Below are 11,504 nucleotides of genomic sequence, written 5' to 3'. Positions count from 1 at the left end.
ATGGCGAAGCACTAACACTTCACCAAAGTTGATACCGCCGGTGCCTGCGGCAAGCTATCCCAACGTGGGACGGCCCGCGTGCACTAACTTTATCCCCGCCATCCATATCTGATGGCGGGGTTTTTTTGCGATCTGCCTACTCGTTCCCCACTATTCGATGAGGAGCTTGCAAAATTAGGACCAAGCCTGTTTTCTGCTGAGAAAACTCGGATGTAGGAAGGTAGCAGTTGATGAAACCACGGCAAAAAATGCAAACTTTTGACTGGCTCATCTGGGCTGGTCTTGCTGCGACGGGCGTATTTTTAGGCTTCGCTATCGACGGCATGTTCGATCTTGCGCGAACAGGATCCTGGCGATCTATACTCGTTATATTGGTTCTTGCTGGGTGTTGGACTGGTTTCTATCTGTTGTCGCTGCGAGTGTTTGAATTCATATCAACAGGAAGGTTTTCTGCGCCCAGACAGCTGCAAAAGCCACGGAAGCCGCTTGCCCTGATCTTCGGCCTTCCAATTGGTATTGTCATCGGTGTTATCGGAGCACAGTTTGGCTTGAGCGATTTGTTACTTTAGATCCGCTGACGATACTTGCTTCGTCTTACGTTCCTACCCCGGCATCGGATTGCTCGCCGTTTTATACGGCCCCCAATCCTTGATCTCGGGATAATGCCGCGCCCGCCAGTCTCTGATATGCGGGTGCATCACTTTTTTCCAAGCGTATGGCACAAGTGCAATCATCGTCATCACTGGATAACCGTACGGCATCTGCGGTGCCTCGTCGTTGCTGTATGTTTGCAGCAACGGAAACCGCCTGTTGGGTTTATAGTGGTGGTCGGAATGCCGTTGCAGATTGATCAACAACCAATTCGATGCTTTCTGCGTCGCGTTCCACGAATGGCGCGGTAGGACGTGTTCGTATTTGCCATGGCCCAAGTGTTTGCGCGTCAGGCCATAGTGTTCGACGTAATCCACCAATTCCAATTGGAATATGGCCCAAAATGCCTGCACCGTGAACAGGAAAATGCCCCACCAGCCGCCGATCAACCCGGCCAGCAGAACGAAGCTGGCCTGTAGCCCGAGATAGAGCCAGAAAGGGTTCGACTTGTGATGCCAAGGCAGTTTTTTTCGGGCTAGCATGCCCATTTCGGCCTTAAAGGATGACAGCAGCGAAGCAGGCAAAACACGCAGGAAAAACCTGTAAAAGCTTTCGCCATAGCGCGCAGAAACTGGATCACGTGGTGTGCCGACATAGCGGTGATGGACCAGCAAGTGTTCAGACCGGAAATGCGCATAGAGAACCGACGCCAGCAAGATGTCAGCCAGCCAACGCTCTATCCGGGGTTTCTGGTGCATCAATTCATGGCTATAGACGATGCCAACGGTGCCAGACAGAATGCCAAGGGCCGCGAACAGGGCCCATTCTTCCCAGCGAGCCAAATGGTCGGTCGCAGTCACATAGGCCAAGATGCCAAAGATTGTCACGATCTGTAGCGGCGCCCAGATCAAGGTAATCAGCCGGTACCAAAAAAGCTGGCTTTCAGGCGTATTAGTGTCTGGATTGTCGGTTTCTTGACCCACGACGTAATCAAGCGCAGAGAACAGATACCACGTCGAAAGTGGCAGTAACGCGATGAACCACCCACCCTTAACCGCGGCAAGGATTGACAGTGGAAGAAGCCCAAGCGATAGCCAAAACGGCAAGGCCGTGCGCAACTGCGCTATCTTTGGTGTTGTTGGTCCGGCGGTCATGTGAGGTCTCCAGAGTGGTTGACTGCACGGTAGTGGGCAGCGGTTTGATGCTCAATCATCGCGTAGCGTCATTGATGCGAGATCATAAACCTTGCGCATCGCTGTGGGCAACGCGGTCGGGCTGAATGCGTTCTGCGGCACAAACACGCCGCTAGATGGGTTTTGCCCTGTGCCAATACGTGCTGTCATGATTTTCAGGCGAAGATGGAAATGAGTGAAGGTGTGCCGCGCTTCAGCCTCGAGCTCTTCCCATTCTGCGGCAAGCGGCGGCGCAGGTTGCGGGTCATCGCCCCAGTCCGATCCAGGCCAGCCCAACATGCCGCCCAGCAACCCAGAATCAGGGCGGGTTTCCAGCAACCAAGCACCATCCGCGCGACGTGCAACATAAGCGATGCCAAACCGCGTTGGCGTCTTTTTCTTTGGCGTCTTCTTGGGCAACTCGGCGGCAGTGCCAGCCAGTCGTGCCTTACACGGTGAACGCAAAGGGCAAATGCCACAGGCCGGATTGCGCGGGGTGCAGATCGTTGCACCCAAATCCATCACCGCTTGGGCATAATCACCGGGCCTTTGCGCGGGGGTCAAGTTCTTGGCCAGCGCCGTTAATTCACCCTTTGAGGCGGGGAGCGGATTATGCACATCATAAAGACGTGCCATCACACGTTCGACGTTTCCATCAACAACGGTTTCGGGCTGGTCAAACGCAATAGATGAAACAGCCGCTGCCGTGTACGGCCCAACTCCGGGCAAAGTCAGCAGTGCGTCGTGGTTATCAGGAAAAACGCCGCCATGATCCGCCACAACAGCGCGGGCGCATTTCAGCAAGTTTCGCGCACGGGCATAATATCCAAGACCCGCCCAAGCAGCCATCACATCGGCATCATCTGCGGCTGCTAGGTCTTGGACCGTAGGCCAAATAGCCAGAAACTTGCGGTGATAATCGCGCACGGCGGCAACGGTGGTTTGCTGCAACATCACCTCTGACATCCAAACGGCATAGGGGTCTGGCAAAACGCCAGCTTTGCGCGCGCTGGGCGAAACACGCCACGGCATTTCGCGGGCATTGGCGTCATACCAATCCAAAAGGTCGCGGCTTAAGTCACGCAATGTTTATTCACCTGTCATTTTCAGTGCGCTGACTTGGCGCGTCATCTGTCATAGAGTAGTCCTTAGTTATGAAACAACCACGTCCAAAAAGCACCACGCGCGGATTCTCTCGTGCGGCGACGTTGATGCAGCCCCGCATTCGGCACGCGAGCGAAGAGCGTGGCTTTGCGGTGACCCGCCTTTTGACCCATTGGACCGAGGTTGTCGGCGAAGCGACTGCACAAATCGCGACCCCTGTGAACGTAAGCTACGGCAAAGGCGGCATGGGCGCGACGCTGACCTTGCTGACCACTGGCGCGCAAGCCCCGATGCTAGAAATGCAGAAAGAACAGATTCGCGAAAAGGTGAATGCCTGCTATGGCTACCGCGCGATTTCACGGGTGCGGATTACGCAAACCGCCCCGACAGGTTTCGCCGAGGGTCGCGTGGCATTCACACCTGCACCCAAAGCAAAGAAAACCCCGTCAGAGGCGGTGCAATCCACCGCAAAGTCCCTATCTGATGGCATAGCAAGCGATGATTTGCGCGCAGCACTGGCGGCGCTGGGCGCGAACGTTATACACAAACAAAACTCGTAGAAATTTGAGGTAGACATGGAACGCAGAACTCTTTTAGCCGCAGGTGGCAGTGCTTTGGTCGCTTTGGGCGCCGGATGGACACTCACACGACCTGATCCGCAAACTGGGCTGCTGCCTGGTGCGGCCTTTGCGCAAAACACTGATGGCGTGTTGCCGCAGGTGATCGAGATGGTTCAGGGTAACCCTGACGCAGATGTCGAAGTGATCGAATACGCTTCGTTCACTTGTCCGCATTGTGCGACGTTCCATGCGAACCAGTATCAACTGCTCAAAACCAACTATATCGAAAATGACCGCATCCGCTTTGTCTACCGCGAGGTGTACTTTGACCGCCCCGGTTTGTGGGCGTCAATGATTGCGCGTTGCAGTGATGATCCCAAATTCTTCTTTGCGTTCTCGGAACTGCTTTATACCGAACAGCGTGCATGGCTGGCGTCCGGCGATCCTGCGACAATTATCGAAGACCTGCGCCGTTTGGCAAAGACCGCCGGCTTGGATGACGCAACATTGGATGCCTGCCTAAGCGATGGCGCCAAGGCCGAAGCGTTGTTCACTTGGTATCAAGAAAACGCAGAACGTGATGGCATCAACTCTACCCCGACTTTCCTGATCGACGGGCAGAAATATTCAAACATGGCCTATGATGAATTTGCTGAGGTGTTGGACGGCAAGCTAGGCTAACTTAAGCTTAGGTTTGAATTGAAAGACATCACATGCAGCCTCTTGCAGGTTTGAAGGTTATCGAACTGGCGCGGGTCCTTGCGGGCCCGCTTGCCGGACAAACGCTGGCCGATCTTGGGGCGGAGGTCATCAAGGTCGAAAGCCCCCAAGGCGATGATACGCGCCAATGGGGTCCGCCATTCGTCACCCATGACGGCGAACAGACAGCAGCCTATTTTCATTGCTGTAATCGCGGCAAGAAATCCGTAGTGATTGATTTTCGAACTGTTGAGGGCCAAGCGCAAGTGCGCAAGCTGGTTTCTGACGCAGACATCGTGATTGAAAATTTCAAGGTTGGTGGACTGGCTAAGTACGGTTTGGATTACGCCAGTCTAGCGGCGCTTAACCCACGTCTGATTTACTGCTCAATCACGGGATTTGGCCAAGATGGACCCTACGCAGCGCGTGCTGGCTATGACTATATCATCCAAGGCATGTCTGGTCTGATGTCCGTGACCGGTGATCCGGACGGGCAGCCGCAAAAGGTGGGCGTTGCTGTTACTGATATCTTTACGGGCATCTATGCTTGCACGGGTATCTTGGCTGCAGTTCATCAACGCCAGTCAACAGGCAAAGGTCAACACATTGATATGGCGCTGATGGATGTGGCGACATCGGTCATGACCAATCAGGCGATGAACTACCTTGCCACTGGCAACGCGCCCAAACGCTTGGGCAATGCGCACCCAAATATTGTACCTTACCAAGTGTTTGATTGCGCGGATGGGCATATCATCGTCGCCAGCGGCAATGACGGGCAATATCGCCAGTTCTGCGCGTTATTGGGCTTGCCCGAACTGGCAGCGCATCCCGATTATGCCACCAATGCTGCCCGCTTGGCCAATCGGCATGCGCTGGACAATCTGCTGTCTGCAAAGACCTCGCAATGGACGAAGCTTGATCTGCTTGCCGCCTGCGAAGCGCACGGGGTTCCGGCGGGTCCGATCAACGATATGGCTGAAACTTTTGCTGATCCGCAGGTCGTTCATCGCGGAATGCAGATTGATCTGGACGGTGTGCCATCGGTTCGTTTGCCGATTGTGTTTTCGGACGCAGAAAGCACGGCGACGACAGCTTCACCAAAGCTGGGGCAACATCAGGATTTACTGGACTAAAGTCCGAGCCTGACAAAAGCATCATCGATCGGGGCCCAATCGACCAGTTGCAGGCGCACAGGCAAAGTCAGCACTTTCATGCGGAAACTATCGGGCAGACGCACTGCGTCTTTTTCGGTTGTCACAAGCTGGGCGCGCTGCGCTGCGGCCTCGATTTCCAATCGCTTCATCAGCGCATCTGTCAGCGGTTGGTGATCACCAAGCGCCTGTGTCCGCACAAGGTTGGCACCCATATCGCGCAATGTGACAAAGAACTTTTCGGGGTGGCCAATACCTGCAAAGGCCAAAAGCTTGAGGTCACGCCAAGGCATGCCTGTAGGCAACGGTGCCAGATGCCCGACCAAATGCGGAACTTCAAATGACCACTGCGCGGCAAAGCGGTCTTGCGCCGCAGGCGGTCCAATCGACAACACCAGATCAGCACGCTTCATTCCAGCATCAACCGTTTCGCGCAAAGGGCCCGCAGGCATCACCCGCCCGTTGCCAAATCCGCGCATCGCATCCACGACGACAATCGACAAATCCTTGGCGACGTCAGGGTTCTGAAAACCATCATCAAGCAGCACGACATCCGCGCCTGCATCTTGGGCGCATTGCACACCTGCGGCGCGGTCCTTGGCGACCCAAGTCGGCGCAAATGCCGCCAACAATAACGGCTCGTCCCCTGTTTGATCTGCTTTGTGCGTGCGTTCATCAACGCGTGCAGGCCCTTCAAGGCTACCGCCATAGCCGCGTGATACAACGTGCGGCGTGTGCCCACGGGCAATCAAGCGTTCAATCAACGCAATCGTCGTCGGCGTTTTGCCAGTACCCCCTGCGTTGATATTGCCGATACAGATGACCGGAATGGTCGGCGTTATCTTGGGCATGCGGCGCAAGCGCCGTGCTGTGCCAATCGCATAGAGAGCAGCCACTGGGGCTAGCATTCGTGCTAGAAACGACGGTCTATCGGGGGCAGTGAACCAAAATAAAGGAGCGCGCATCAAGGAACCAATTCTTCCAAGCGAAGCTGGATAAACGCCGCAATCCGGTTTGTGACATTCGCCCCGCGAGACGTTACATCCCATGCGTTATGGGCAAGCTGCGCTGTTTTATCGACTGACAATAGGCTTTCGATTGCAGGCCCAAGCTCCGCACCGGTTTGAATGAACCGCGATGCGCCAGCTTCAGTCAGTCGTGCCGCGCGGCGCTGAAATGGTGCCACATGCGGGCCATAGAGCACGGCTGATCCTAATGCTGTCGCCTCGAAGGGATCACAGCAAGTTTCGCCATGAAGCGTTCCACCCATATATGTGATCGGTGCGATCCGGTACCACAGACCCAGCTCTTCTTCGGTATCAACAATGTAGATTTGCGTCACATCCGAAGGATCATACTGTTCAGAGCGTAGTGCCACCTGAAACCCAAGTTGACGCATTTGATCTGCCATCGGGGCGGCAACTTTTGGATCAGCGGGTACAATGATCGACAAAAGACGATGTGCCGTGCGGCTGGCGATTTTTTGCGCGATGCAAAGGTCATCCCATTCATCAGCCTGCGCTGCGGCGGCCAGCCAGACCGGACGCGTGCCGATTGCATGGGCAAGATCGCTCCGCTCTGTTTCGTCACAGGGTAAGGTAGGCGCGCAGTCTTCCATGGCACCGGTCACGAGGATCGTATCCTCGGGGGTTCCTGCGCGTACCAGTCCGTCAGCGGCGGCCTGATCAAGCGCCCAGACGGCCTCGAACTGGGACAACATTGAACGCATTGCACCTGGAACCCAACGACCAGCGACGTTTTCCAAACCTTCGGTGGTTGCGTCTACGAGAATGCTGAGTAGGCTGGCACTGCGTATTTCTGCCATAAGTAGCGGGTCTAGATCGCCCTTAACCCAAACGCACATTGCGGGGCGCCAATGGGCAACAAATGCCCGAATAGCCTCTTTTCCTTGAGGCTCCGGCAGGGCGCGGGCCGCGTATTCTGCCTGCCAGTTTCGTAATGTTGCAACCACATGTATCGGATCACCGTCTACCGATAATTTCCGTTCCAGTGTTTCCACGGCGGTCAATTGATCTGGATCACAGCACCGCGCCCAAATGATCGTCCCTTTTGGACGGGGCGGTTGCGCAATCAGCTTTCCGGATTGTTCGGCTGATCCCAAGTTGGCCACATAGGCTGCAATGGACAGGGATCTTGCCATGAAAGGTCCTAAGCGAAATGGTTAGCTGTCAAGCTCTTCAGTCGGTGAAGCAGGTTTCTCTTCGTCACGCAAACGGTGAATATGCGCGATGAAATAGCGCATGTGCGCGTTATCAACTGTGCGCTGGGCGGCACCTTTCCAAGCGTTATAGGCGGTCTCATAATCGGGAAACATGCCGACGATATCAATTGCGTCGACGTCCTTGAACGCGTTTTTGCTAAGGTCGATCAATTCTCCGCCAAAGACGAGATGTAAGCGCTGTGTCATGGGGAAACCTTTGTGAGTTCTGGTTGTTACGCACACTCTAGGTGTTTGCGGGTTGCTGCTCAAGTCTGGCAGCGAGGGCGGCATGCAATGTCTGTCCTGCCGCCAAAACACCGGGGACTTGTGGGTGCGAATTGTTAAATTTCAGGGGTGCGCCGTGTTGGTCAGAAACGGTGCCGCCTGCTTCTTCGATGATCAGCGCGCCTGCGGCGATATCCCATTCCCAACTGGGTCGAAGGGTTAGCATGCCGTCAAACCGTCCTTGCGCGACCAAGCAAAGGCGATAGGCAAGTGAGGACCGAAAGACGCGTTCTACATCAGGAACAATGCCGTCTTTCCAGAAACGGGCGTCGAAGTTGGGTTTTGCGCCAAGAACTGTCGCACCTTCAAGTCCTGCCTGCGTGACCTTGATCGGCACATCATTGACCGTGGCGCCGCCACCCTTTGTTGCGGCGAACATCAGGTCGTGCATCGGCAGATAAACGACAGCCGACATCACGACGCCGTCTTCGACAACGGCCAATGCATGCGCCCAATCTTTGCTATGGTTGATGAATGCGCGGGTCCCATCAATCGGATCAATCACGAACTGCCGTTTGGTTGTCAATCTTGCGGCGTTGTCTTCGGTTTCCTCTGACAGCCAGCCGTAGTCGGTACGCTCTAATCGGAGCGACGATTCAAGCATAGCGTTCACGGCCAAATCCGCTTCGGTTACCGGGCCAGCACCGCCCGGTTTATCAGTGACGCTAGGGTCATTCTGAAAGTACTTCTTTGCGATTTCACCTGCATGGCGTGCTGCGTCGGTCAGCAGCGCGACATCAGTCTCCGGCAAGGGTAAGCCCCGACACCAGCAGCGATGGAACAACCCGTGACAGATGCATGCGCCCGTCATTAGCTGGAATAATGGTCTTAAGCATGTCGCGCAGATTGCCTGCGACGGTGCACTCGTTCACCGGATAAGTAATCTCGCCATTCTCAACCCAGAAACCAGCGGCACCGCGGGAATAATCACCTGTGTTCGGGTTGATGGTAGAGCCGATCATTGAGGTCACCAACAGGCCGGTGCCTATGTCCTTGATCAGTTCTTCCCGCGTTTGATGCCCTTGGGTCAGGCTGACGTTGGTCAGGCTAGGTGACGGTGGCGAACTGGTGCCGCGTGCGGCGTTTGCCGTGCTTTGCATCCCAAGCTTACGCGCGGTCGCCAGATCAAGTGTCCATCCTGTCAGAATACCGTTTTCCACGATGGACCGCTGCGATGTGGCCAAACCTTCGGCGTCGAACAATCGCGATCCGGTCACGCGGGCGCGGTGCGGGTTTTCGATGACCGATAGGCCGCTTGGCAAAACCTGTTCGCCAATTGCATCGCGCAACCAGCTAGAGCCGCGCGCGATCATCATGCCGTTGGTTGCTTGTAGCAGGCTGCCAATCAAAGCGCTGGCAACACGTTCGTCAAACAAGACGGGGTAAGCGCCTGTTTTCGGCTTTTTCGCCCCGATGCGTTCAACCGCGCGTTCTGCAGCGATGCGCCCGATTTCTTCTGCGTCGCGCAGGTCGGCCTGAAACACACGGCTGTCGTAGTCATAGTCACGTTCCATCCCTGCGCCTGTACCGCTGATTGCGACACAAGACAGGCCACGGTCGCTGCGGGCATAGCCTGCGGAAAATCCGTTGGAAGCGGCCAAATGAATGCGGCGGCGGCCATATCCGGCAGAAGCGGATTGGACTTGGCTGATGCTAGAGTTGCGCAAAGCGGCAGCTTCGGCGCGGGTCGCGTCCTCTTGCAAGGCGGCGGGGTCAGGTTCGTCGCTGGGGTCGAACAATTCCAGCGTTTCCGTTTGAATATTGGTCGTTAGCTGCGACGGATCGGCAAGGCCAGCATAGGGGTCTTCGGGTGCTTCTTTGGCCATCGCGACCGCGCGTTCTGCCATCTGGTTCAGCGTGGCAAGTTTGGTGTCAGATGATGACACGCAAGCCTGCCGCTTTCCGACAAAAACGCGCAAGCCAATGTCGATCCCTTCGGAGCGTTCTGCCTGTTCCAATGCGCCTTCGCGCACTGTGATCGACAGCGACGTGCCATCAACGGCGATCGCATCAGCGGCATCGGCTCCGGCGCGGCGGGCGGCGGCGAGGATTTGATCGGAAAGGTCGGAAAGAGATTGGGTCATCAGATGTCCTTTGCTTGGCCTAGACCTAGTGCGCACAGCTGCCCCCCGCAAGGTCAGGGGGCAAACGAAAAGGGCGCAGATGTTACCACCCGCGCCCCTCAAGTTTCGGTTTTCGATTTAGCGGACGCGGTTGCCGTTCACGTTGACCTGACCGCTTGGCGTGACTTCAACGTCAATCGCCATCTGATCATCGCCAGTTGAACGGGCGAACATACCCATCATCATGCGTGGGCCCATGATGTCCTGCTCTGGGACCAGACCCATCGCAACAAGGTTATCAAGCAACTTGTTCAGGCCGGTGATTTCAAAGGTTGCATCGCCTTCGGGGCGGGGCAGCGGCGCAAAGGTCTGGGTGTCCGAGTTGTCAAAGTTGAACGCACCATTGCCTGTGAACAACGCGCCAGCAGCCATGATTTTCAGCGTATCAAGCGACATAGATGACAGTTCGAACGGCATCCCATCTTCGCCCAGCACGGGTTCCGCATTTGGGTCCATTATGTCGAACAAAGCTTTTGCTTTGCCACTGAGCGCAATTTGCAATGTTGCAGGATCACGAGGCAGAACGCCGTTTGGATCAAACAGACCCCAAAGGGCATCACCCACAACCAGATCGACTAAATCGAATTTGAAACCAAAATCGGACGGCGCATCTGCTGCGCCCACAGGCATACGGAATCCAGTGCCATATTCGCCCATCTCCACATTGATCGGGAAAGGGACCTGATTGGTTTGCAGATTCACCGACATATCGAGAGTTTGCGAATCGTATCCGACCGTTTGTGAATTTAATTCGCCCGTCAGGGTTACCATGCCCGTGCTGACGGAACCGGCTGTCTGGTCGCCTTCGGCATTGATGTCGAAAACATAGTCTGCGTTATCGATGATATAACCACCAGCCAGCGAGAAACCGTTCGCGAACAGATCATCGGGGTCCGTGATATCTTCGGGAAGTGGCATCGTTACTTCGCTTTGGGTACGCATGTCACTAATCTTGGCTGCGGCGGTGATGTATTCGCTGTTGCCACCCGGGATTTGGAAATCAACCAAAAGATCAAGCGCACCAATCGAAGAGGTACTTGAGATGTCGCGCATTGCGCCCGTCGCAACAGTATACGACGCGGCAAGATCTGTGGCGGTCATCTGTGCATCACCATTGATTGTCACATCTCCATCAACCGCCTCTTGAAAGGCGATGGAATAGCTATCGGCGGTGACATCATATTCCATCAATTCAGGTACGCCGCTGACGGTAATCTCCAAGTTTTCTTGGGCCATCATGATTTTGACGACCACGTTGTCTGCCGTTGTGAACGTAATGGGGAACTGTTCATCCATTGTCACTCGAACAGATCCGTCTGCTTGCTCATTGAAATTGATGTCGCCAATCATTGTCTTGGCGACCATCTCTTCATCTGTGAATGTAAGGGACAGATCGCGGACTGTGACCGTACCGCTAGAGGTGTCTACCGCTTCGATTGACACGCTATCCTCGCCGTAAAGCTCTAGCTGCGCGCGCCAGTCCTCCCAAACTTGAGCAGCGGTCAAATCAGCATGTGCGGCGTTGCCCGCAATCAAAGCGGCGGCACAAACGGCGCTGCGCAATCCAGTCGAATAGGTCATTGTCGTCCCTTTCA

At 55.4% G+C, this 11,504-nt stretch carries 12 protein-coding genes; 4 read left to right on the top strand and 8 right to left on the bottom strand.

Features of this window, described 5'->3' with window-relative positions:
- Window positions 1–230: 230 nt before the first annotated feature.
- Complete coding sequence (locus QZ197_RS11665; protein WP_296432149.1) at window positions 231–569, top strand: hypothetical protein; 339 nt, start codon at window positions 231–233, stop codon at window positions 567–569.
- 33 nt (window positions 570–602) lie between these two features.
- Here the strand turns inward: QZ197_RS11665 and QZ197_RS11660 are convergent, their stop codons facing one another.
- Together QZ197_RS11660 and mutY are read right to left on the bottom strand one after the other, a co-directional pair.
- Window positions 603–1,745 (bottom strand): alkane 1-monooxygenase, encoded by a 1,143-nt coding sequence (locus tag QZ197_RS11660; RefSeq protein WP_296432148.1) that lies wholly within the window; start codon window positions 1,743–1,745, stop codon window positions 603–605.
- A 51-nt stretch (window positions 1,746–1,796) separates the two neighbouring features.
- Entirely contained in the window at window positions 1,797–2,849 is a 1,053-nt protein-coding gene (mutY, locus tag QZ197_RS11655) for an A/G-specific adenine glycosylase (protein ID WP_296432147.1), read from the bottom strand.
- A 68-nt stretch (window positions 2,850–2,917) separates the two neighbouring features.
- Between mutY and QZ197_RS11650 the strand changes: the two genes are divergently transcribed.
- The 3 genes from QZ197_RS11650 to QZ197_RS11640 are packed head-to-tail and all read left to right on the top strand — an operon-like array spanning window position 2,918 to window position 5,262.
- Window positions 2,918–3,427 carry a DUF721 domain-containing protein gene (locus QZ197_RS11650; RefSeq protein ID WP_296432146.1) on the top strand — a complete coding sequence of 170 codons (510 nt, stop codon included), beginning with the start codon at window positions 2,918–2,920 and terminating at the stop codon, window positions 3,425–3,427.
- 15 nt (window positions 3,428–3,442) lie between these two features.
- Window positions 3,443–4,108: a DsbA family protein gene (locus QZ197_RS11645; protein WP_296432145.1), complete on the top strand. Its 666-nt coding sequence runs from the start codon at window positions 3,443–3,445 to the stop codon at window positions 4,106–4,108.
- A 32-nt stretch (window positions 4,109–4,140) separates the two neighbouring features.
- Entirely contained in the window at window positions 4,141–5,262 is a 1,122-nt protein-coding gene (locus QZ197_RS11640) for a CoA transferase (RefSeq protein WP_296432144.1), read from the top strand.
- Here QZ197_RS11640 and lpxK read toward each other — a convergent pair.
- The 6 genes from lpxK to QZ197_RS11610 all read right to left on the bottom strand — a co-directional run.
- Window positions 5,259–6,245 carry a tetraacyldisaccharide 4'-kinase gene (gene lpxK, locus QZ197_RS11635; protein WP_296432143.1) on the bottom strand — a complete coding sequence of 329 codons (987 nt, stop codon included), beginning with the start codon at window positions 6,243–6,245 and terminating at the stop codon, window positions 5,259–5,261. The two genes, QZ197_RS11640 and lpxK, sit on opposite strands and share 4 nt — an antisense overlap.
- A complete protein-coding gene (locus QZ197_RS11630; RefSeq protein WP_296432142.1) occupies window positions 6,245–7,441 on the bottom strand; it encodes a glycosyltransferase N-terminal domain-containing protein in 1,197 nt (398 codons plus the stop codon). Before QZ197_RS11630 ends, lpxK begins: the two co-directional genes overlap by 1 nt.
- A 21-nt stretch (window positions 7,442–7,462) precedes the next feature.
- Window positions 7,463–7,708 carry a DUF4170 domain-containing protein gene (locus QZ197_RS11625; RefSeq protein ID WP_296432141.1) on the bottom strand — a complete coding sequence of 82 codons (246 nt, stop codon included), beginning with the start codon at window positions 7,706–7,708 and terminating at the stop codon, window positions 7,463–7,465.
- A 37-nt stretch (window positions 7,709–7,745) separates the two neighbouring features.
- Window positions 7,746–8,537: a 3'(2'),5'-bisphosphate nucleotidase CysQ gene (locus QZ197_RS11620; protein WP_296432140.1), complete on the bottom strand. Its 792-nt coding sequence runs from the start codon at window positions 8,535–8,537 to the stop codon at window positions 7,746–7,748.
- Window positions 8,524–9,870, bottom strand: a complete 1,347-nt coding sequence (locus QZ197_RS11615; protein ID WP_296432139.1) for a TldD/PmbA family protein — start codon at window positions 9,868–9,870, stop codon at window positions 8,524–8,526. The genes QZ197_RS11620 and QZ197_RS11615 overlap by 14 nt, the downstream gene beginning before the upstream one ends.
- A 117-nt stretch (window positions 9,871–9,987) precedes the next feature.
- The coding region (locus tag QZ197_RS11610) for a DUF2125 domain-containing protein (protein WP_296432138.1) at window positions 9,988–11,504 on the bottom strand (1,517 nt) is incomplete at its 5' end.

It is taken from the genome of Yoonia sp. (assembly GCF_017854415.1).
In the GTDB taxonomy this organism is placed as follows: domain Bacteria; phylum Pseudomonadota; class Alphaproteobacteria; order Rhodobacterales; family Rhodobacteraceae; genus Yoonia.
This window is presented reverse-complemented; position numbering and strand designations above follow the sequence as displayed.